Source organism: Bacillus sp. ISO11, assembly GCF_003458115.1.
Classification (GTDB): domain Bacteria; phylum Bacillota; class Bacilli; order Bacillales; family Bacillaceae_G; genus Bacillus_A; species Bacillus_A cereus.
Map to the genome: position 1 here is coordinate 33,685 of NZ_QXCO01000029.1, position 22,036 is coordinate 55,720.

A 22,036-nucleotide genomic window follows, 5' to 3' on the forward strand; every position below is an offset into this window, starting at 1 on the left:
GATCTATATTCTCTTGAGAATTTTTTAATGCGTATAATGGTTAAGATTTTTATATAATATATAAATCTATAATTTAACTTTTGTAGTGAAATCTATGACTTTATTAATAATCCCATAGAGGTAACCTGATATATTCTTTTCTTTCCCATATACTCCTGTTTACTATTCTCAAGATTAGTAAGTGTGGCGCGTGTCTTTTCCTTTTGTGCTTCTCCCTCTATATGAGTAAACTCAATACAATCTCCTACTTTGACTGAAACGGTTTGGCTCTCAGCATCTTGTTGTCTATTTCCTATAATTTCTTTATTGTACAAAATATTACCGGATAAATTCTGGACTTTAATGCTTGCATACGTATTACTAAAATAAGAATGGGGTATACCCGCTTCTAATTTAAGCTGCATTATTTCTGTTGCTTTGTTATATTCTATTTTCGCGATTTCTCGATCATTATATCCCTTTAATGACCAAGCGAATTGATTTCCATCTAAAACCGTTGTTTCTGGCATTTTCTCTACTTTCTTCAAGCCTTCTTTTGTAACTTGATATCTTGCTGTTTTTCCAATGGTTTCATTTTTGTTATTTTCAAGGTTAATTAAAGTTGCTCGCGTTTTTTCCTTTGCTGCTTCTCCTTCTATATGGGTAAATTCAATGTAATCCCCTACCTTGACGGGCACAGTTTGGCTTTCAGCATTTTGTTGTTTATTTCCCACGATTTCCTTTTTGTACAGAACGTTACCAGAAGAATTCTGGACCTTAATACTAGCATACGTACTAGCAAAATAGGAATGTGGTACACCTGCTTCTAGTTTTACCTTCATCTCTTCTACCGTTTTATCATAATCTACTTTTGCAATTTCTCTATCACTATATCCTTTTAATGACCATGCAAACTTGTTTCCTTCTAAAATTGTTGCTTCTGGCATTTTTTCTACTTTCTTCAGGCCTTCCTTTGTAACTTCGTATAGGGCTTTTTTTCCAAAGCTCTCTTGTTTACTATTATCTACATTTGTAAGAGTAGCTCTATGTACACCTTCTAGATGTGTTAACTCTATATAATCGCCTACTTTGACTGGAACTTTCTGCGATTCAGCATTTTGCTGTTTGTTTCCATAAATCTCTTTGTTATAGACCACTTTACCTGATGTGTTTTGCACTTTAATACTTGCATATGTACTATCAAAGTAGTCATGTGGTACACCTGCTTTTAGATCAATTTGCATTTCTTCTGTTGATTTATTTAAATTTACTTTCGCAAATTCAAAATCTCCAATCCCTTTCAGCGACCATGCAAATTCATTACCTTCAAAAATGTTTGGAGATTCATTTTTGATTTGTACCTTTTTCTCAACAGTTTGATCAAATATATCCGTTAATACAATTTTTGCATAAGCATTTGTTGGTAATGATATAGATTGACTGATTCCATTTTGATAAGATTTAATATCATTAATTACGTTAATAGGTTGGCCCGTCATATTTTCATTGTTATAAATTTCAATTTTCCCCTTAAATTGCGGTGTACTATTTTCTTTTAGTTTCCAAGATACATTTAATTTTTCATTTTCATAATATATAGATTGGATATCAAAATCTAGTTTTCCTATTTCAGGTTGAGTAGGTTGATTTAGCGTGAATATTTTTCCTGCCCCAATAGTAGACTGCGTATTACCTCCTGCTTTGACCCATACATATTCTGAAGTAGATCCTCCATCATATTGATAAGTATTATCATGCGTTCCAGAAATACTTTGATTATTCCAAGAACTCCATTGTTTATCAACTAATTTTCGGCTATAACCATTTTTCAAGCGCGCTTCTCGAACATTCTGTCCACTATCAGCCCAGTCTTCTTGAAACATTCCTAAACCATGATTAAATGCAACATTAGCAACCGGAAAGTCCATAATTGCAATTTGATGCCATTTATTCTTTGTTACATCTTTCATCCATTGTCCAAATTTAGTATGACCATTTTCTTGCCATGAACGCATTGTCATTGTGTACCAATTGTAGTCTTTCCAACCATAAGTTGTTTGAACCTTCATTCCTGTTCCTTCTCCTCCAAAGGGTCCAGCTTGCGAATTCGGAAATAAGTATTCGGCCTTTATTGCTTCTTTAGAGGAAATTGGATCCCATAAGGCAAAATGTAAAGTACGTTTTCCATTTTCATCAAACCCACTTTGTTGTTGAAAACCAGCATATCCTCCAGCTTCACCACCTGCATTCCAGTTGTGTACAGCCCAGTACGTATAAGGTGGTGTCTGAACTGGTGACCAGTCTATACTAATAATATCTGAGGCAGGTATATTTTGGGGACTCACATAAACTGCTGGAGCAGCTGAATGTGTTGCAGCTTTAGTGTGCAAAATAGACGTTCCAAACATAGAAAACATGCTACATGCTGCGGTAATTATAATAACTTTATTAAATCTTTGCTTTGTTTTCTGACTAATCACTAATCTACATCCTTTTCTAATTTTTATTATTGAATACTAACGTAGTAGAGAAATCTATCAAAATTCAAACAACATCCAGTAATTCTTTAAAATACTGGATGTTGTTCTATCTTTACATCTGATTCTTACATATTAATTGATTGTAATTGCTTTCCATAACGATAGTGCAAATATCCAATTCGGGTCACCATTTCCTTGATGATTTTGAACAGCTTCATACACTGTCCCTTGATGTTCTACTTTATCGCCCTTTGTATATGCCTTCTTTGGATCCCATTTTTCATAAGATACATTTTGATCTTTGGTTTTTACAAGAAGAATTTCACTTTGGATTGATGTATTTCCAGCTGCATCTACAGCCTTCACTGCATATTTGTATTCCTTATTAACTGTTAAGTTTTGATCAGTAAACGTCGTTCCTTGTACCGTTTGAATCAATTGTCCATCGCGTAATACCTGATATTCTTTTACACCTACATTATCTGTAGAAGGATTCCATTTTAGCTCTACACTGTTAGAAGTAAGGTTGCTTGCATATAATCCTTGTGGCTGTGTTGGAGCTTCTGTGTCCGGTTTCGGATTAACAATTTGATTTACTTTCTTCAGACCTTCCTTTGTAACTTCGTACATGGCTTTTTTTCCAAAGCTCTCTTGTTTACTATTATCTACATTTGTGAGAGTAGCTCTATGCACACCTTCTAAATGTGTCAGCTCAATATAATCTCCTACTTTGACTGAAACTTTTTGTGATTCAGCATTTTGTTGTTTGTTCCCATAAATGTCTTTATTGTACATTACTTTACCTGATGCATTTTGTACTTTAATACTCGCATATGTTTCATTAAAATAATGATGTGGTACGCCTGCTTTTAAATCAATTTGCATTTCTTCTGTTGATTTATTGAAATTGATTTTTGCAAACTCGAAATCACTAATTCCTTTTAGTGACCATGCAAACTGGTTTCCTTCTAAAATATTATTTACATTAGGCATATCTGGTTTAATTGGATTAGAATCCGTACCCTTCCAAATCTCTGCTGTTAAAATCGGATATCCTAATGCAGCTACTTTTTGAATGGTATCGTTATTTGGACGTAATCCCCACTTCTCAAAGAAAGGAATTAAATTTTGTTTGGCTACTTTTGATGCTGAAATCATAAATAGTTGTTTTTTATTTTCATCAGTTTGTGGAAGTTCACTTGAAGGCATGTCTCTATACAATTGATGTAATTTAGGATAGAAATCCTCTCCATACGCTAACTGTAGTTGCCAAAGCATAACAAGCTTTACAAAAACATCGCTAATTTCATCATAATTTTTATTCACTTGTTCTAGATATTGAAATGCTTTTGGATAAATTCCACTTTTCTCTAAGTTGGATGGTTGATTAAATGCTTTTTCTACAGAAAGGCTGTATATATTATTTTGTACTTCTGTCATATTATAAAACTTCCAGGGCGATTGTTGTCTCAAATGTCCTGCCTCATGCCAAGGGCCCCAGCCATCTGTTATAAATTTATTAATATCTAACACGTATTGGATTGCATCTCCTACATATGCTGTTCGATAAGAAGTTGCATACATATAATAATCAGGAGAATGATTTTCTTCTACGTAATGAACATAATGTTTATCTACTTGTTCTTCAGATAATCCAGCTACTTTGTCTTGAATTCGAGTAGCTTCATCCATCTTTTTTAAGAGTTGTACAGGATCTGTATTAGAACCCAACAAATATTTCTTAACACGTGCAGGGCTGGCCGTAATTAATACACGTTCGCCTTTTAACTCCACTGCATGTGCATTAGGATATTGGTCCAGCATGTTTATTAAATCTTGTTTCGTATGCTTTCCTAGTTCAAAGAAAGGCGTAGTCGTTCCACCTGTTGTAATTGTTGTTCGAATGCTACCTCCTTGCTGTTTATTATAAAAATAAATCAGCCCCCCATTTGGAGATTGGATTGTGTTTACACCAGGTTTTAATGTAAATGATTTTATCTTAGAATCTTCTCTCCAAGAAGCATCATACGAATACGTTCCAATATATACCTGTATATCTTGATTACCTTCTACATTAATCGTTATTTGTTCATTTGGCTTTGCATATAAACCAGTTGGTTCATATGGACTAAATGCCATACTTTTTCTTTCCTGTTGTTTCAGTACCTCAACATCCCCTTTTCCTGGGACTGTAAATGTTCTATTTTCTGATTTAACTGATTTTTCACTTTGCAGTGATGTCGATAAATTTTTTTGCTGCTGCGTTTCCTCTGCAAAGACATCTGATGAAGAAATCATTCCAGTCGCAAGCATAGTTACTGTAGCAGTAGCTGCAAGTATTTTTCTAGTTTTATGTTTTGAATTATTTCCCATATTATCTCCCTCATTTTTCCTTAGTACTCTTAAGGATTTTTTGTTTTCTTCTTCATGTTTTTACAATCTAAACTATTCATACTATTTAAGTTGTGTCTATTACTCTATATTTTTTTATATATATCTCCTTTTCTTTATGTATTATTGTATATAAATGTTATTTGATGACACATTAAATAACAACTTTACGATAAACTCATCGATAACAGCCTATTATGTTTTGATTCTGTATTCTAAACTTCCATCCAATTGGAGAAATATATCCAAATGGAGAAATAAGTAAATAAATTTCAACATTTAAGGGTTGGGATCTCACAAAAAATTCATAAAACTTTTTTCACTTTAAAGGTTTAAACAATTACGACCACATTTTTTTGAAATAAAAAGCATCTAATTCTATTTGAATTAGATGCTTACATTTAGTCCTTAACCCTAACAATCTAAACTATTTATGCGTTTGTAGATCTTTTTTTATTACATCCCAGAGTGAATTATCTTGACGCATCGGTTTACCCTCTTCATCCCATTTTAATTTTCCTGTTCCCAATTCATAATTCATCCCTGTCCATGTGTCTTCACGGAATGCATAGAATGATTTATGCCATCCTTTTTGGTTAAAGATAGAAATAAGATCTTGCATGTATTGGGTAGCACCTGGAACAGTACGGTTAATTCCAAACTCCTCTGCGATAATTCGATTAGATGGTACATGATTTATCTTAGACCTAGGAAACTTTTACGTATAATTTACCTATAGTCCTAAAATTTCTACAATCTGACGAGCTTTATTATTATCAATATAATAATGCATCTCTAATCCTTTTCTTTCTGCACGGATTACAATTCCTTTTAACTTTGCTAAATGTTGTGAAACAGTGGATTGTGGAAGTTTTAATATTTCTGTTAACTGTGTAACATTGCACATTTTATAATGCATTAACTCACTTATAATTTTTAATCGAACCGGATGTGCCATTACCCTTATTACATCTACATCTTCTTCGCGTATTTTAGCTAGGTCATTATTAGATATTACTGCTAACATTTCGCATTCTCCTTTATTATTAATTTCTATTTTCCTATTATCCTTATAAGTAATACTTATAGATAATTACAATTTTTCCTGTTGAGAAAATATATTCTGCTCAATACAAAAAAGACACCTATTCCAAAAACAGTTTTTACCGTTCCAATGAATTGGTGTCTTAAAATTTTTTAGCTACACTATATTTATTCATATTATAACCTATACATGATTTTGAATGATGCTTAATATACGTTGCAAATAAATTATTTATCAACATGAAAATATGGAATTAAAATCCTAATTATAGTAATATAATGGTACCTTCAGTTGTTAACTGTCATCCTTTTTTAAAAGCGCTGTCTTTAAAGACAGCGCTTTTAAATTTCTTTAACTAAAACTGTCTATTAATTATAAACTTAAAACTTCAATAAGTTGCCACTATAGTAGCATAACTAAGTTCAAACTTCTCTAATCTAAATAGAAATACAAATAATGGTAGCCAAATTCGCAATGTAACTGCTGCAAAGGTTAAGGAATAATTTCTGATCATCCAATTCTGATGGTCTTGAATTTTTTTATTTTTAACTCTATTTAATACTTGATATCAATCCGCCCATAGCGTAAAAGGATAAGTACAATCCTGAAATGCCACCTAATATTATACCAATCATATAGATTCTCCCGAACATCCGATGACAGCTTATATTCTTCCCTCTAAATTTTGTGGTTAATGTTAACAGACCAATTACTAATGCTAATATACTAGTTGCAATATGTAAAAATAACATAATATACCAAAAATCACTTAATTTAGATACATATATTAGCTTCGATACAAGTTCTGTTTGAAGCCCATATAAAATGAAATATTGAACAACAACATAACCAGCTACTAAAATAGCTAAAAAGGTAAATATAAACCAAATTTCCCCATTCGAATTTGACTACCTCCTTTTTACATTTAAGGAAATTAGATTATATATAACCATTTATTCTAAAGGGAAATAAATAAGCCTTCTTTAACTATCTATTCAACAAATTGTTTTTTCATCAGAAACAATCCTAATTGAGGTCCCATTACCATCAAGCTAGCCAAGTAATTTACTAGGTACGAAGTGACTCTTGTTTAAAAACTAGCAAGTGATAAAAAAGTAGGCATGCTAAAGAAGCCTATTAAAATACAATTTTTTCACTGAGCAGCTCGTCTATGCTTCATCGTCGTTTTATACACAATCTCTAGAATATCAAAGACGGGCATCTTCTTATGTCTATGACAGTTACGACTATTCTTTTTGAACAATTGATAAAGAAAGTGCAAAATTTTTAAAAGTTCTTCTATTAATCTCTAAAAAACGCGCTGAATTAACATAAATAAATGTCAAGAGATAGAATTTTTGTTTTGAAGGTGCCTCAAAACATTGGCTTGATGGGCATTTGGTGCTAATCCACATTAGAAAAACAAGGAGGTTATCAAAGGCTGAATGAACTCTCAGCAGATGATAATCTCCTGAAATGGCGTATCAATAATTTAAATAGATATCCTCAAAAATATATTATTGAGTCACTCCAAATACATTGATTTCAGCTGCACTTGCCCATGGATTATTGTTTACCTCGCTTAATGCACGTAGTTTAATATAACGACCTGTCTTGTTTGCAAAGCTGACTTCTTTCAAATTAGTATTATTGGCAAAAACACCTATGGATACAGCTGTTCCCCAATTCACTCCATCACTACTAACGTAAAACTCATAGTCCTTAATCGTTCCGTTGATTTGACCATCTTGCCTTGGGAGATAGCTAAATTTGGAGAGGTTATAGATTGCACCTAAATCAATTTGAATCTCGTGCGGCATTGGAGCTACGGGGCTCCAGTTTGTATGCCAAAATGTGTCTTTGTTTCCATCAAAGGCATACGTTCCTAAATTGTACCAATTATAGCTATCTACATATTTTAGTGTCCAGTTTGTTTGCGGAATTAAACTAGCTTCTTTTGTTGTGACTGCTACATTCATGGCAGAATTACTTGTACTTGTCGTTGTAATCGTTACTCCTGATTTTTCTCCTGTGTAGGTATTACTATTCGGATTAGTGTCTGGACCAAAGGTAGCAGCATGATTTTGATTCGTATAATAGAACGGGTCTTGGTATTCACTGACTGATTGCTCTATATCAATGAAAGGATGAGGATCGCTGGAATTATTATTCATAGATTCATCAATATGCCAAACCGCAATACCACCAGAATTTGTTGGTAAGCTCGCATCATACCCGACCTTTGCACGATTCTCAACTAAAAAATACGTATTATCCTTTAAAGGAATCTTTAACACATTATAGTTATTTGGGATCGCATTTAGAGTAAAGTTATTAGTGGTATTTACTACATTTGGTGTTACAAATCCTAATTTTACTTTTGACCAAGCATCCATATGACCGGGTGTAGCTCCATAATCTTCTCCTTGAAGACTATTCCAAGATCCATTACCCATTATACTTAGGCTACCCACACGATTATTATCACCATATAGATCTGGCAAGCCAAAGGAATGACCTAACTCGTGAGCAGGGATACCAATCGTTGCCATATGACCATATTGTTTTTCACCCTGTGCCGTATACATACCTGATACCGTAACACCATCGTGATTTGTATTTGGAGCATACGACTGATGTGCCCAAATATAAGGAAGTGGAGCACCAGGAGCAGCCTGTTCATTACCAGCAAGAAAGCTTACAATGTAGAAGCCATCTTTAGAGTCAACGACTTGATCATTATTAGTATCAAGACTAGCAAAATTCACTTGAGAATCAGCTTTAGCCAGTGCATCTGTTATAACCGTACCCATACTTTTTCCCGATGTACTCGGATGAGCGTAATCTAATTTTACTTTAACCACTCCATCATTTTGAGTACCATATGTTTCAGGAGCTGAAGTTATCTGTACTTTTCCGTTACTTACCTCATTATAGTAATTCTTAACTGACTTTTGATTTGTAGAAAAGAATTTGTTACTCCAGTCGTTATCGTTATATGCAATATCAACATCTGTAAACCCAATTAACAAAACAAGTATTTTTTTGGTCCCTAAAACTGGAGTGACAGTTCCATCAATATTTTTTAGTGATTCTTTTTGTAATTTATTCATGTGCTCCTGTTTTTTCTTTGCTTGAGGGTTATATTTTTTTATCCACTTATTCAAATTGCCCTCATTTACCGCCATTGATGGCTTCTTATCAATTTTATATTTTGTACCCGTTGATTTCAGTTCATCTGATGTAAGCTCAGCATAATTCCAATATCCCTTCTGATCTTGTAAAAGTACGTCGCCATCCTTTGTACTTACCCAGTGGAACCATTCATCTCCATGTAACGTGCCCTCAAAAGTTTCGCCTGAAGGCTGCTTCATTTTGACAACTCCTTCGTATGCTGGTGCGGCAAAAGCGTTTGTTTGAACATACAAAACACAAATTACCGAAAAAACGGACATAAACAGGAATTTAAAAACCCTTTGCATAAACTTCCCCCTTTTTCAATGGTATGTGGAATATTCTGTTGATAGCCAGACTAGATTCATACATGGAATAGTTCGACAGATACATCTGTATAACACTAACAGAATACCTTTAATTATAATTACAGTAAATTGAAAAAATGTTAATTTTTTATTTAAATAAATATTTTCTCAAGATTATTTCATAAAACAGAATTGATGAAAGTTACAAGTGAGTCTCAGAAAAAATTATACTTTTTAAAATGTATATAATGCACATATTAACTAATCCAAATTAAATAAAGCAGTCAATTCTTGTGCACCATAATTATTTTTAAGTTTTACAAATCCTAACTCATTTGCAAATGTTTGAAGAATATGTAGGGATCCAACGAAGAAGTGAAATTCATCTCAAGTTGATAGACACATACAAAACGCCATCTTTCCCTATGATTTTACAAAATGAATAGTGTATTTTTTCATTTTAGGAGCTATTTTGATTTAAAGCTTGATAGCGATGTGGCGGTATCCCATACCCATCAACCTAACGGAATAGGTGGCCCCAAAACGATAAAAATGAACTTCATAGCTATAAAAGACTCTAATTTTTCGTTTTGGGTCCTTATAAAATTTGAACTTTATGGTGATGTGGTGCTCCCCCTATAAGAATAGATACATTCTTTTACCTTGAATAGGCCTTATTCCATATACCATCTGCACTAGTACCCTCAAAAATCCGTTTCGCTTTCATATTTATTCAATCACATCACGTTTGCGTGAATTGTTAATGAGAGAACTATGAATCAAATATAATTGGACTATCATAATTAACTTATTTTTCTGAATTTTATTGAAAAATAAGTATAATACAATTAAACGAACTGGATACTTTGCTATGATGGTAATATATAACATTAGTAGATTTTTATGGGATGGGGGAATATATAATGATGGTTTCAGCTAAGGGGAATAATGAATTTACAAAGCTATTAAACGATTGGTATCTTGAAATCCGCTCAAGGCGTATAGGTAATGCACATCAATTAAAAGAAATAATTGATTCTAAGATTCATAGTATTGAAGAAGATCAAGATTTATTACTCTACTACTCACTACTAGATTTTAGATATCAATTTGTAATTGATAATTTAATCGTTTCAAAAAACAGCTTTGACAAAGTCGAGGCTTTTGATATGCCTACAGATAATTTCTTAGCTTATTATTATCACTTTTTCAAAGGGATTCATGCCTCTACTATTGGTGAATATCAAATTGCAAAAAAGAATTATGAAAGCGCAGAAAAACTTTTAGACTGCATTCCTGATGAATTGGAAAAAGCGGAATTTTATTATAAAGTTGGAGCTTTCCATTATGACATATATCAAGGACTCTTATCTTATAAAAAAGTATCAGAGGCAAGAGAAATCTTTGCTCAACATGCTGGGTATGAGATCAATGTAGCATTTTGTGATAATCTCATAGGCTTAGTTTGTACTCATTTGAAGGAATGGGAGCTCGCTGAAGAATATTTCACAAAAGCAATGGATATGTTCAAAAAAATAAACGAAGAGCAATTTATTTTAATGGTGCGTCAAAATTTAGGATTAATGTATGCAACTCAAAATCTTTCGCCATTAGCTATTAGATATCTTTCAGAAGTAAATCAAAAAATGCCTAACAATTATAAGGCACTTTTTATTGAGGCACGGGAACACATGAAGGAAGGAAATCACTCCGTTGCCAAAGATCTCATAGCAAAAGGATATTCCGTTTGTCAAGAGATTGAAAATATAGAGTATCTTCACCATTTTAAAATATTAGATGCAATGAATGGAGGTTTTCCTGCCGAAGCATTTGAAAGGACAGTGTTAAAAGGCGTATCATATTTTAAAGAGCAAGAACTTTTTGAATTCATTAAGGAATACGAAGAATATCTTGCTACTGCATTTTATAAAGAGCATAACCATATTAAAGCAAGTCATTATTTCTATTCATGTTCTCAGGCAGGAAAAAAAGTTATTGAGAAGGAGGCATTAAAATGAAAAAGACAATTCTCGGTTTAGTTGGTGTAATTACTATTTTTACTTTAATGTTTGGTGCCCAATCCCCTACAGAAACACATAAAGCTATTGATGTTATTCAATATGCACACGGAAATCATGGTGGTTAAGGTCTTAATTGAACGAGCATAAAATCGCACAAGACACTCATAGCCATACTAACGGATATTAAATGAATAAAGGTCTTCACTTCATTGTGAGGGCTTTTATTTTTTTATAAGAACCCCACTTATAACATTTTTAAAATCTACTATATTTAAAATGAAAGAAATATATTGAGAAATATATAATAAAATTGAATACTCTTTCTTTTTATCGTAAAATCAATATGAGTCAAGTGACAACATCTCTCTAACTCTTCTAAAAGAATCCTTTATGACATGGGGATTCTTTTGCTTTAGACAAATTATTCTTATTTTAACATTTGCAAAAAAACTCTTCTTAACCGACTACTCAACAAATATAAGTAAGGATTTAGTTTTATGAATATTTTTATGATCTGAGCAACAGGTAATAGCCTTCAATATTTGTTAGATTTAAAAATATCCTAAAAAATAAAAAGATGCTCTATCAATACTGTAAGAAGATTTGCTGCTAAACATGCATTTTTTCATTGTACCTTTTATAATCTGAGCTTTTTAACACTAAAGAATTAAGTATAGATTTATAGCCATGAATTCTTCTATTTGTACATATAATATTCTTTATATCTCTCAAAATTTGTTTTTTTTGTTCGTGTTGATGTTATAGGTGATTTTAATGATTTAGATACTGCTACCTGCTTTGGTGTTTGTAATGTGCCCCGTTTCTTAAGTTCTCTATACAAACTACTCACATTGCACCTCAGATTTTTTGCAATAGTTGGATATTCCTCTCCTTGATTAAATAATTGTACTGCTTTTTTACATTTTATGTCCCATTTTTCTTCTGACGTTTGAAATTTTTGAGTTCGTTTTTTAACTCTATTTTTTTCTAAATTAATACCCTCTCTTTCTATTTTACATCGCTTGGAAGAATACTGTTTTGCGTCTGCCTTACGCCCGGAATGCTCCTCCTGTAAACGTAACATTTGTACTTTTTTCGCAATTTCTCTCAAGTTAAAGTCACCTCATTTCGTTTAATAAATTCTACCAGAACTTGATCACCCTATTGTCTGTATCCCCCAATCATCGTTTATAAACAAGCTATAAATACTCAAATTCCCCTTATAATAGTTTTCAATCTAATATTTACGGAAAATTATAATCAATTCTATCTTTACATAATTGGAAACTATAGTAAATTGATAATGTTGACACAGAATATTCTAAACTTTAATTCTAACTATACAAATCAGTAAACTAAATATTTTCTTTGCTTAAAAAGTCAAAAATATCGTTTTCGCATAGCAAAACAAAATACTTTATCTATTGTAGCTATGGCACAAAGAAAAAGAATGCACATGTACTGCACTCTTTTTTAGTAACTCCTATATCAATTTTTCACCACAGTCAGCTCCTCCATTATTAGAAGACTAGACTTTACGCTTCTGAATTTATTATTCTGCAGTACATCAGCTTTTGCAGCTATATTTAACAACACTCTTACTATCATCCTATTTCAAGTTAAAATTAAAGACCTAATACTCCGACAATCTGACATGCCTTAAAATTCACAATATGATAATACATCTCTAATCCCCTTCTTTCTGAGCGAAGAATTTTCCCACGCATTTTAGATAAATGCTGAGATACGGTAGATTGAGGCACATCTAATAGCTCTGTTAACTGTGTTACATTACAAATTTTGTGGCGTTCTAGCTCTTTCACAATTTGTAATCTAACTGGATGGGCCATGATTTTTAATAGTTCTATATCCGCCTCTGGAATTTTGTACATTTCATTACTTACTTGCATTGTTGTCATTTTGTATTTCTCCTTTTTTAACTCTTTTTATTTTTTATCTATTTATAGGTATTTTGTGTTTATTCGAACATATTGTTCATAATCACTGTATTGTTTAATCTTTTGTCTCTCTCAGGTTTAATATATAGAAGTATTATGATAGCTAAAAATCCAACAAAAGATAGCATAGGTATCGAGATGAAACCGAATAAATTTAAGTAATCTTTTGTGCAAGAAACTCCTACTGAACAAATCTGCATCTCACTATTAGGAAACGCTTGAATTGTAATTTGATATACAGATAACATTAAACCAATACACGCAAATGAAAATGCATACGTGCTTACGTGCGAATCTTCTATATATATCCCTATCCCCAATATTAATACTAATGGATACATGGCCATTCTTTAGTACCAGCACAAATCACATGGCGGCAGCTTCATCCATTCACTAAAAAACAAACTAATTAACATTGCACTAGTAGCTATCGTCCAAGCAATTACAATGTGATACTTTTGAATGATCAACATCTTATTTTTACCTCACCTATTTTTTTAAATACAAAACATTTGCTAGTATATGACTAGTTTATTTCCGTGTTTCGAGTACCCTGTTTCAATAGAAAGTATCCAATCATTGATATCTTCTCAGTCGTATCCCCTCTCTTTTAATTCTAGAGGGAAAAGATTTTCAAAATCACCACGCATTTCGTACATGGTTTCGAATGCTTTTTCTAGCGAACCAAATCTATATACCATGTGTGTATGTACTTTTTTGTTTTTCTTTTCTCCTACAACTAAATATACATACCGTCTTTCTTTCGCTAAAACAAACTTTAAAAATCCAGGTACTTGACTCACCTTTCACACTCCTTTTCGGCTTTCCTTACCAAACTTAAAAGGATATGAGTAAGGAAAACTATTTAGCTTTAATTACCAATTTAATAAATGTCCCGTTTTTTTGCTTTGAAAATACAAGAAAACGCTCATCATCACAATATTTATTACACCTGCTGCAGCACCAATTTTGGAGACAACATACACATATTCATTATTACTAAATGGCAATAGACTCGCGAAAATAAATAAAATTGAAATGATAAAGGATAAGAGCATATTTCTTTTGTTTTCATTCATTCAAAAAACCTCCATTTTGCACAAATATTTGTATTGCAATGGGTTAGGGTGTTAAGCTGCATCTTTACGGTTATAATGCTGGTTCTTTTCATCTACAAAGCCTTTAATGCTCCATACGCCAACCTTTGATTCTTTTGCTTCATTTTCTGCTTCTTTCATTTCAGATAGAATTGTAGTATTAGGTCTAGAAATATAGGCTATAATCCCATAACCCGACTTGACCATTAATTCGTTGATGTGTATTCCATCGCAAAATACATAAGCCAATTTTCTACCGTATTTGTCTTCTTTTGGTCCCCGATCATAAACAAATGTTACACTTTTCCCTTCTAGCTGTTTCTTTAAAAAGGAAGATGGTTCTTTTCCCATCTTTTGTGGTGGAATTTTTTGAGATACAGACTCAGGGGTATCTAATAACAGTAACCTTACCATCTGTTTCTGCCCCTTTACGTTTACGTCTATTGTATCTCCGTCTTTTATATGTAATACCTTCCCTTTAACGGTCTCTAAGTCTTTTAATTTCCCCTTATAATCCCCTGGAATATCAACAATACCTTTCCCTTCTACGTGCTGTTGTATTCCGTTTTGTACTGCTTGGGCAGGTCTCGAATCATTTTTTGTTTGCGTCGAATTGCTATATGCTGTCATTTGAAATACAAATGATGTTATACAAATAGCCTTAATTCATATTTTCATATCGGAAATTCTTCCTCCTAATCAAAATACGTAAATAGCTACATCTAATAAACAAACGGACTCTCTATTGTATTTACTTCTCGATAATTACAACATAGGCAATACTGTATCCATTTTGGATAATCATTATAAAGTGCTCTAAATGAGCGTTTCTTACAATTCGGGCATATTGACACTATGTTTTTTTCATTCTCTTCCTGACTTTTCAATTTTTCAAAAGAAACATTAGTAGATGCTATATTACTGGTACACAATATACATCCCCCTTTTCAGTCTTGAAATCTTAAAAACAAATAAAAAAGGACACACCTATCGCATATGTATGCGTAGGTGTGTCCTTTTGCAAGATAGTTTTAGAAGTATTTTGTTACTTTCATCATATCATAATTCTTATTAATTTTATATACGAAATTAAAGATTTTACGATATTATTTCTTTTTCTCATGTATAAACATAATGCTTTGTTTTTGTATAACATAGCTTAATTTTGCATCAAGTTTTTCTCCATTATTCCTATTTTCAAAACTTGAAATTGTATTGGTCATATTCTTTCTAATAACTTTTTTTATTTCGTGCTAGTTATTTTCTTTTTCAACATGATGTTATTTTTCTTTTATTTTGGGTAAACAAATATTACGGGTAGAAAAACGAAAAATTTCTCTTATTCTAAAATAATTCCCTCGACACAAAGATACTATCTCGTACAAGCATTCAACTTAATAAATATGTTTTAGGAAGGTTAGAAAAAATGGATATTTTATTAGCGATTTTACCAGCATTATTTTGGGGAAGTATTGTACTCTTCAACGTTAAACTAGGAGGCGGTCCTTACAGTCAAATACTTGGAACTACCCTTGGCGCTCTAGTTTTTTCTATCGGTGTTTATATTTTTATAAAACCCGTTTTGACGCCCGTGATGATAATTGTCGGGATTATATCTGGCCTATTTTGGGCATTAGGACAAGCCAATCAATTGAAAAGTATTGATTTAATTGGGGTTTCTAAAACAATGCCTATTTCAACAGGGATGCAATTAGTTTCGACTACTTTATTTGGGGTCATTGTATTTCATGAATGGTCAACAACAACATCTGTTGTATTAGGTGTTCTGGCACTTCTTTGTATCATAATCGGAATCGTTCTCACATCTCTCCAAAGCAAAGAGGAGAAAAACGATGAACAAAAAGGAAATTTCAAAAAAGGGATTGTGATGTTATTAATTTCAACTCTTGGTTACTTAGTATATGTGGTAATTATCCGCCTATTCGGTATAGACGGATGGTCAGCGTTATTACCACAAGCCATTGGTATGGTGTTAGGTGGAATTCTACTAACCTTTAAGCATCAACCATTTAATAAATATGCGATTCGCAATATTATTCCTGGTTTAATTTGGGCAGCAGGAAATATGTTTTTATTTATTTCCCAGCCGCGTGTAGGGGTGGCAACAAGCTTTTCCCTTTCCCAAATGGGGATCGTGATCTCAACTTTAGGTGGAATTTTTATATTAGGTGAAAAGAAAACAAAACGACAATTTATTGCGATTGTCATTGGAATTATCTTCATTATTGCAGCTGGCATTATGTTAGGAATTGCTAAAGGATAAAAAGGAGGAAAAAATTATGTATACAGATTTAAAAGGGAAAGTTGTTGTTATTACGGGTGCATCCACAGGATTAGGAAGAGCGATGGCAATTCGTTTTGGAGAAGAACAAGCCAAAGTTGTAATTAATTACTATTCAAACGAATCAGAAGCAAATGAGGTAGTACAAGTAGTTAAACAAGCAGGTGGAGAAGCGATTGCGGTAAAAGGAGATGTAACAGTTGAATCAGATGTTATCAATCTCGTTAAATCTGCTGTGAAAGAATTTGGTACACTGGATGTCATGATTAATAATGCGGGTATTGAAAATTCAGTACCTTCATATGAAATGCCATTAAGTGATTGGAATAAGGTAATTGCTACGAATTTAACAGGGGCTTTCTTAGGGAGCCGGGAAGCAATTAAATATTTTGTTGAGCATGATATTAAAGGTAGTGTTATTAATATGTCAAGCGTTCACGAGCAAATTCCATGGCCATTATTTGTACACTATGCAGCAAGTAAAGGTGGCGTTAAGCTAATGACAGAAACATTAGCACTAGAATATGCACCAAAAGGAATTCGTGTAAATAATATTGGGCCTGGTGCTATGAATACGCCGATTAATGCTGAAAAATTTGCGGATCCAGAAAAACGTGCCGATGTTGAAAGTATGGTTCCTATGGGATATATCGGAGAACCGAAAGAAATTGCAGCGGTAGCAGCATGGCTTGCTTCTTCACAAGCGAGCTATGTAACAGGTATTACACTGTTTGCTGATGGTGGTATGTCGCTTTATCCATCTTTCCAAGCTGGACGTGGTTGATTGATATATAACTAAATTAGTTACTTTCAATATGTTTAAATGCGGCAGTTAGCTTTTTTATTGAGTAACTTTTTAATTATTGGTGACATCACATACATTTTGTAAAAAATACACTTTTCTTTCTGTAGAATTATAGTAAAGGATAATGTTATTTTAGGTTTACAATTTCGCTTTAGTTAAATGCCGATGGGTAAAGAAGCCCTATAATAAATTTAATATTATAATCAAAAAAAGGAATACCTTATAATAAAGGATTCCTTTTTTTTGATTATATAGCTGCTATTTAAAAACAAATAATGTTATACAAGCGATCTTAATCCAAGACTTCATCGTATTAACTATTAAAAAATTTAGATGTTAGCTATATTTCTGAAGTATACAATGTGACCATTCCATGTGTTCTATTTTCACTTGCTATAATTAATTTGGTAATATTCTTAGGCGTAAATCGATATATAGAAATAGTTGGACCAGGATTATTAGATTTAAAGTGAATAACTTCTTCATTATCAATAAAACCTTGAATATAGCTTTCACTTCCTTCAAAAAATTGAAAATGAGCTGACACTGATATAATCTCGCCAGTGTTCTCAAATAAAACTATTGAATTTCTATATGTATCAAAATTAATAAGTTTCATTTTTGACATAATTAGGATGCTCCCTTCTATGAAAGCATGATGATTAAAGCATACTACCATTTAAAGCAATTCTTTTATTACCATGTGTAAGTTCTAATGTTTTATTGAGAAAATACAAGCCATCTTGCTGATGTGAAATCATAATTAATATATTACAAAGATTGTAATTTTGAAGTATCTCATACATAAGATTTCTTGTATCAATATGTAAATTAGATGCTGCTTCATCTAATATTATTATATCCCTTTTTGTGAGGATAGCCCTTAAAAAGGCTATAAATTGTGCTTGACCTCCTGAAACACTGGAACCATCTTGTACAATTATAGTATCTAATCCATTCTCAAATCTGTTGAGATGTGATGTTAAATGATACCTTTTCATTAACTTAACTACATCTTCTTTCGTTTTATTTGTTTGTCCATATAATATATTATCTAATATAGTTCCTTTAAACAAAAATATATTTTGTGAAACTATACCTATTCTATCTCTAACACTTTCTTTATGTATTAAGTTATAGTCAATATTATTTATCAATATCTTTCCACTTTCAGGTTGATATAAACCTGTTAATAATTTTATAAAGGTAGATTTTCCTGATCCATTTATACCATCAATTAATAACTTGTCACCCTTTTCAATTTGCACGTTTAAATGATCAAATATCAAATCACTATTTCCATTATATTTAAAACAAACATCTTTAAATTCTATTGAATTAATTGGTTCTTTCATTATATTTGTACCTAGTGTATTTTCAACATCTAAATTGAAGAACTCCTTAATTCTCTTAATACTAATACACACGGGTTTTAGAGTTATATCTAAGCTGCCTAAAGCTTGGGTAGTCGCAAGGAGTTTAGCCATATAAATTGAAAATGAAGTATACACCCCTATAGTAAGCTGGTTTTGTAAAATTAAAATACCTGATACCAGTAATACTATTACTGTAACAAAGTTATTTGTTACTATTAAATTTTGCATAAAGAAAATAAAATGTAAACTTTGTTTTAGCGCACTTTTAATTACATTATTTAATTTACTCTTAATCTTATTGGTTTGTATATTTTTACCGTTTAATAATTTTATATCCTCTATTCCATTTAAGGTTTCATACATTTCTGCGTTTAATACTGCCGATGACTCGTATACGTTTGTGGTACTTTTTGATATCATTTTAGAAGAATGTTTGGATATTATAAAATATATTGGGATAATAATTACTATGATACCTGTAAGTTTAACACTTAAATTAAACATTATAAATAAAGCAAAGAAAAAATCGAATATACCTGAAAAAACCCTTAATAAATTTGGAGAAAATAATGCACTTACATTACCAGATTCAGCAATTCTGCTAAGAATGTAACCTTTCTCCTTCTGATTAATATAAGAAAGAGGCGCATCTATAATATTACTTATCATAGATAATCGAATTTCATTAACTACATTTTGTTGTACACGAGTAAATAAATACTCATAACCTATCGATATTAAATAGTTAATACAATAAATTAATAAGAGTATAAGAGTTGTTTTTAATAATTGATCGTAGCTTTTGTTTAATAGTATAACTTTATCAATAATGTAGCCAATAATATATGGTATCGGTGCGATAATCAAAGAAGCTATAACCATCCCAATTAAACCAAAAGCTAACAAAGTTTTTGTATTTTTCAAATACGGATATAAAAATAATAACTCTTTATAAGAAATTTGAATTTCATCTTGTTTATTTATCTTCTTATTCACCCTCTTTCTCCTCCTTTGTCTATTTATTATATTAATTTACGAATCAATATAATGAGGTTTATATAATTCCATAGATATCTTGAGACCTTATCCCGACGCATTATCTATGGAATTATATTGGTTTATCCTCAGAAACTTAACAATATTCATCTCATCCAATCATACTAATTTTGCCCTACCATTAATGGCTCCTTAATTATTTCAGGGACATGATTTTTAAACCATTTACATTTATCGCCAATTTCTTGTACTTTTATAAAGCTTCTTAAGAAGCATGTACTACAAAAACGTTTATTTTCACACTCTTTACATTCCTCAGAGTCCATTTGAGGTGCTTGTAAGTTAAAAAATGCATTAATGTATTTGAATTTTTCATCATAAATATCTTTAATATTCTGTTCAAAAACATTACCTATTCTGTTTTTCAAATCATCTAAACTATGCATAGTACACATTTTAATTTCACCATCAGGCGCAATCACAATATGTGATGTTATTGCACCACAATTCCTAATCTCAGCGCGCGCACCTTCATATAATGAAACAAATTTAGGATATTTTTTATTTATTTTCAACAATGCTTCACCATATGTTTTAACATCCTCTTCATTTAAATAAAGATCACTACATCCTAAGGCTCTTCCCATGGGTATTACTGGAGATACCCCAATACTATCAATCCCTAAATTATGTACCCATTCAGCTATATCTTCTACCTCGTGCACATTCAAATGTGTAACTATTGTGGCGATCCGCAAACGAACATCATTTTCGGCTAATTTCATTATGTTATTTTTAATTTTATGAAGTGTATTAGGAACTTTAAAGAACCAAGTCAAATAATTATCATCTAAGCTATGCATATCAATTTGCACAAATGTTTTCGACTTATTTTTTATTATTATGTCCATAACTTTATCAGAAAGAGCTATACCATTGGTCAACAGTGTTATTTGAGAAAAATCCAAGTTAAGTGCATATAACAATATCTCTTTTAGATTTGGATGTACTGTTATATCACCGCCCGTAAGTTCAATTAATTTCACTCCTATATTATTTAAGTCATCTAATAAGGATTTTATTTGATCTAAGCTCATTACTTTTGGCTTTACTGCTCCAAAATCTCCATAGCAATGACGACATCTTACATTACATCTGTTTGTGATTTCAATTGAAGCCACTTTTGGATATATAGTCTGTTCTTCAATTAAATTAACTGGTACATTTATAGGTTCTTCTTGCGTACCAATGTTCATATTGTAAACTTTGGATACATTATTTAAAAATGCATTTAATTTCTTTTCAATACTTATTGGATCTTCACTGTATTTTAAAGACAAGAAAGATACAACTTGTCCATATGTTTTAGTACCATCAATTAACTCAATAATTTCAGTGGCGGTTTTATTTATCGTAAATGTATTTTCGTTTTTGAGTGTGGGAGCGCTTTCGTTTGGGTTTTTATGAACTACCAACATAGATTCATAATTTGATGTAAATTTTCTTATTTCTAGCTTTTCTTTCCAAAATAAATAGCCATTCACTTTAATCATCTCCTATAAAATTTAAATTTGTTTTTAGTTTATGTATTACAAAAATCCCATACTCGTTTTCGATAAATTTATAGGACTTATTCTTAACATAACTGTTTGTCATTAGAATAAGTCCTAATTTAATTTCACCATAAACACTCTCACATTTTAAAATTTTAACTTGCAGTACTAGCTCCGGTTGCCGCAGTAACTAGATTTAATAACTCTACAGAACATGCTGCACATACTAAGCAACTCCAACAAGTCCAATCCCTTGGTTGTACTACTGGTGTTTCCATTTAGAACATCTCCTTTTTGGTTATTTATTTTTCTTCTAGAAAATTCATTTGACCAAAAGTGCTCATTCTCTTAGTGCCTTTAACCAAAAAACTTCTAAAAGGATATTAGCTTGCAGTACTAGCCCCTGTTGCCGCAGTAACTAAATTTAATAATTCCACAGAACATGCTGCACATACTAAGCAACTCCAACAAGTCCAATCCCTTGGTTGTACTACTGGTGTTTCCATTTAGAACATCTCCTTTTTGATTATTTATTTTTCTCCTAGAAAGTT

The 22,036-nt window shown here is 31.8% G+C and carries 18 protein-coding genes and 5 pseudogenes; 4 read left to right on the plus strand and 19 right to left on the minus strand.

The genetic code is table 11. The features are described 5' to 3' along the window. Window positions 1-92 precede the first annotated feature (92 nt). From D1166_RS24135 to D1166_RS32405, 7 genes and pseudogenes are all read right to left on the minus strand, one after another. A complete protein-coding gene (locus D1166_RS24135) occupies window positions 93-2,459 on the minus strand; it encodes a putative mucin/carbohydrate-binding domain-containing protein (RefSeq protein ID WP_097879758.1) in 2,367 nt (788 codons plus the stop codon). Window positions 2,460-2,591: 132 nt separating this feature from the next. After that, window positions 2,592-4,832: a M60 family metallopeptidase gene (locus D1166_RS24140; protein ID WP_097879759.1), complete on the minus strand. Its 2,241-nt coding sequence runs from the start codon at window positions 4,830-4,832 to the stop codon at window positions 2,592-2,594. A gap of 445 nt (window positions 4,833-5,277) precedes the next feature. Beyond that, a pseudogene (locus D1166_RS24145) lies at window positions 5,278-5,556 on the minus strand (glycoside hydrolase family 5 protein); the annotation flags it as partial. Window positions 5,557-5,583: 27 nt separating this feature from the next. Then, window positions 5,584-5,877 (minus strand): ArsR/SmtB family transcription factor, encoded by a 294-nt coding sequence (locus tag D1166_RS24150; protein ID WP_000881643.1) that lies wholly within the window; start codon window positions 5,875-5,877, stop codon window positions 5,584-5,586. A gap of 421 nt (window positions 5,878-6,298) precedes the next feature. Continuing rightward, window positions 6,299-6,647, minus strand: a pseudogene (locus D1166_RS24155) (DUF2306 domain-containing protein); the annotation flags it as partial. A 765-nt stretch (window positions 6,648-7,412) separates the two neighbouring features. Then, the gene (locus D1166_RS24160; RefSeq protein ID WP_098213560.1) at window positions 7,413-9,377 is read right to left on the minus strand and encodes a M6 family metalloprotease domain-containing protein; all 1,965 of its coding nucleotides are present in this window, start codon (window positions 9,375-9,377) and stop codon (window positions 7,413-7,415) included. A gap of 638 nt (window positions 9,378-10,015) precedes the next feature. Beyond that, a pseudogene (locus D1166_RS32405) lies at window positions 10,016-10,104 on the minus strand (helix-turn-helix domain-containing protein); the annotation flags it as partial. Window positions 10,105-10,300: 196 nt separating this feature from the next. Here D1166_RS32405 and D1166_RS24165 point away from each other — a divergent pair. Beyond that, entirely contained in the window at window positions 10,301-11,395 is a 1,095-nt protein-coding gene (locus D1166_RS24165; RefSeq protein WP_176520624.1) for a response regulator aspartate phosphatase, read from the plus strand. Beyond that, a complete protein-coding gene (locus D1166_RS24170) occupies window positions 11,392-11,523 on the plus strand; it encodes a hypothetical protein (RefSeq protein ID WP_000751016.1) in 132 nt (43 codons plus the stop codon). The genes D1166_RS24165 and D1166_RS24170 overlap by 4 nt, the downstream gene beginning before the upstream one ends. Window positions 11,524-12,095: 572 nt before the next feature. Here D1166_RS24170 and D1166_RS24175 read toward each other — a convergent pair. From D1166_RS24175 to D1166_RS32195, 7 genes and pseudogenes are all read right to left on the minus strand, one after another. Beyond that, entirely contained in the window at window positions 12,096-12,509 is a 414-nt protein-coding gene (locus tag D1166_RS24175) for a hypothetical protein (RefSeq protein WP_097862032.1), read from the minus strand. A 514-nt stretch (window positions 12,510-13,023) separates the two neighbouring features. Next, entirely contained in the window at window positions 13,024-13,317 is a 294-nt protein-coding gene (locus tag D1166_RS24180; RefSeq protein ID WP_000210392.1) for an ArsR/SmtB family transcription factor, read from the minus strand. Window positions 13,318-13,376: 59 nt separating this feature from the next. Beyond that, window positions 13,377-13,829, minus strand: a pseudogene (locus tag D1166_RS24185) (disulfide bond formation protein B). Between the two features lie 42 nt (window positions 13,830-13,871). Then, window positions 13,872-14,159, minus strand: a pseudogene (locus D1166_RS24190) (hypothetical protein). Between the two features lie 72 nt (window positions 14,160-14,231). After that, window positions 14,232-14,435 carry a hypothetical protein gene (locus D1166_RS24195; RefSeq protein WP_098213555.1) on the minus strand — a complete coding sequence of 68 codons (204 nt, stop codon included), beginning with the start codon at window positions 14,433-14,435 and terminating at the stop codon, window positions 14,232-14,234. A 51-nt stretch (window positions 14,436-14,486) separates the two neighbouring features. Continuing rightward, window positions 14,487-15,083, minus strand: a complete 597-nt coding sequence (locus tag D1166_RS24200) for a thermonuclease family protein (protein ID WP_098213553.1) — start codon at window positions 15,081-15,083, stop codon at window positions 14,487-14,489. 92 nt (window positions 15,084-15,175) lie between these two features. Then, window positions 15,176-15,385 carry a hypothetical protein gene (locus D1166_RS32195; protein ID WP_000337626.1) on the minus strand — a complete coding sequence of 70 codons (210 nt, stop codon included), beginning with the start codon at window positions 15,383-15,385 and terminating at the stop codon, window positions 15,176-15,178. Window positions 15,386-15,879: 494 nt separating this feature from the next. On the opposite strand from D1166_RS32195, the gene D1166_RS24215 reads away from it, so the two are divergent. Both D1166_RS24215 and gdh read left to right on the plus strand, forming a co-directional pair. Next, window positions 15,880-16,737, plus strand: a complete 858-nt coding sequence (locus tag D1166_RS24215) for a RhaT/GlcU family sugar-proton symporter (RefSeq protein WP_000353532.1) — start codon at window positions 15,880-15,882, stop codon at window positions 16,735-16,737. 16 nt (window positions 16,738-16,753) lie between these two features. Next, window positions 16,754-17,539: a glucose 1-dehydrogenase gene (gene gdh / locus D1166_RS24220; protein WP_000287799.1), complete on the plus strand. Its 786-nt coding sequence runs from the start codon at window positions 16,754-16,756 to the stop codon at window positions 17,537-17,539. A 361-nt stretch (window positions 17,540-17,900) separates the two neighbouring features. Here gdh and D1166_RS24225 read toward each other — a convergent pair whose 3' ends face one another. The 5 genes from D1166_RS24225 to tucA (D1166_RS31925) form a co-directional block, all read right to left on the minus strand. Beyond that, on the minus strand, window positions 17,901-18,188 hold the full coding sequence (locus D1166_RS24225) for a hypothetical protein (RefSeq protein WP_097856718.1): 288 nt from the start codon (window positions 18,186-18,188) through the stop codon (window positions 17,901-17,903). A gap of 34 nt (window positions 18,189-18,222) precedes the next feature. Continuing rightward, window positions 18,223-19,932: an ABC transporter ATP-binding protein gene (locus tag D1166_RS24230; protein WP_086412018.1), complete on the minus strand. Its 1,710-nt coding sequence runs from the start codon at window positions 19,930-19,932 to the stop codon at window positions 18,223-18,225. Window positions 19,933-20,096: 164 nt separating this feature from the next. Further along, window positions 20,097-21,485: a PqqD family peptide modification chaperone gene (locus tag D1166_RS24235; RefSeq protein ID WP_097856717.1), complete on the minus strand. Its 1,389-nt coding sequence runs from the start codon at window positions 21,483-21,485 to the stop codon at window positions 20,097-20,099. 155 nt (window positions 21,486-21,640) lie between these two features. Continuing rightward, window positions 21,641-21,763: a subclass IId bacteriocin thuricin17 gene (gene tucA, locus D1166_RS31920; RefSeq protein WP_000449799.1), complete on the minus strand. Its 123-nt coding sequence runs from the start codon at window positions 21,761-21,763 to the stop codon at window positions 21,641-21,643. A 105-nt stretch (window positions 21,764-21,868) separates the two neighbouring features. Next, window positions 21,869-21,991 carry a subclass IId bacteriocin thuricin17 gene (gene tucA / locus D1166_RS31925; RefSeq protein ID WP_000449799.1) on the minus strand — a complete coding sequence of 41 codons (123 nt, stop codon included), beginning with the start codon at window positions 21,989-21,991 and terminating at the stop codon, window positions 21,869-21,871. Window positions 21,992-22,036 lie beyond the last annotated feature (45 nt).

What these genes read in the sequence shown, in the direction of transcription:
- D1166_RS24195 (WP_098213555.1), bottom strand. Translation starts at nt 14,435, where the DNA reads ATGAATGAAAACAAAAGAAATATGCTCTTATCCTTTATCATTTCAATT.
- D1166_RS24140 (WP_097879759.1), bottom strand. Translation starts at nt 4,832, where the DNA reads ATGGGAAATAATTCAAAACATAAAACTAGAAAAATACTTGCAGCTACT.
- D1166_RS24200 (WP_098213553.1), bottom strand. Translation starts at nt 15,083, where the DNA reads ATGACAGCATATAGCAATTCGACGCAAACAAAAAATGATTCGAGACCT.
- gdh (WP_000287799.1), top strand. Translation starts at nt 16,754, where the DNA reads ATGTATACAGATTTAAAAGGGAAAGTTGTTGTTATTACGGGTGCATCC.
- D1166_RS24165 (WP_176520624.1), top strand. Translation starts at nt 10,301, where the DNA reads ATGATGGTTTCAGCTAAGGGGAATAATGAATTTACAAAGCTATTAAAC.
- D1166_RS24235 (WP_097856717.1), bottom strand. Translation starts at nt 21,485, where the DNA reads ATGATTAAAGTGAATGGCTATTTATTTTGGAAAGAAAAGCTAGAAATA.
- D1166_RS24225 (WP_097856718.1), bottom strand. Translation starts at nt 18,188, where the DNA reads ATGTCAAAAATGAAACTTATTAATTTTGATACATATAGAAATTCAATA.
- D1166_RS24160 (WP_098213560.1), bottom strand. Translation starts at nt 9,377, where the DNA reads ATGCAAAGGGTTTTTAAATTCCTGTTTATGTCCGTTTTTTCGGTAATT.
- tucA (WP_000449799.1), bottom strand. Translation starts at nt 21,991, where the DNA reads ATGGAAACACCAGTAGTACAACCAAGGGATTGGACTTGTTGGAGTTGC.
- D1166_RS24215 (WP_000353532.1), top strand. Translation starts at nt 15,880, where the DNA reads ATGGATATTTTATTAGCGATTTTACCAGCATTATTTTGGGGAAGTATT.
- D1166_RS24150 (WP_000881643.1), bottom strand. Translation starts at nt 5,877, where the DNA reads ATGTTAGCAGTAATATCTAATAATGACCTAGCTAAAATACGCGAAGAA.
- D1166_RS24170 (WP_000751016.1), top strand. Translation starts at nt 11,392, where the DNA reads ATGAAAAAGACAATTCTCGGTTTAGTTGGTGTAATTACTATTTTTACT.
- tucA (WP_000449799.1), bottom strand. Translation starts at nt 21,763, where the DNA reads ATGGAAACACCAGTAGTACAACCAAGGGATTGGACTTGTTGGAGTTGC.
- D1166_RS24180 (WP_000210392.1), bottom strand. Translation starts at nt 13,317, where the DNA reads ATGACAACAATGCAAGTAAGTAATGAAATGTACAAAATTCCAGAGGCG.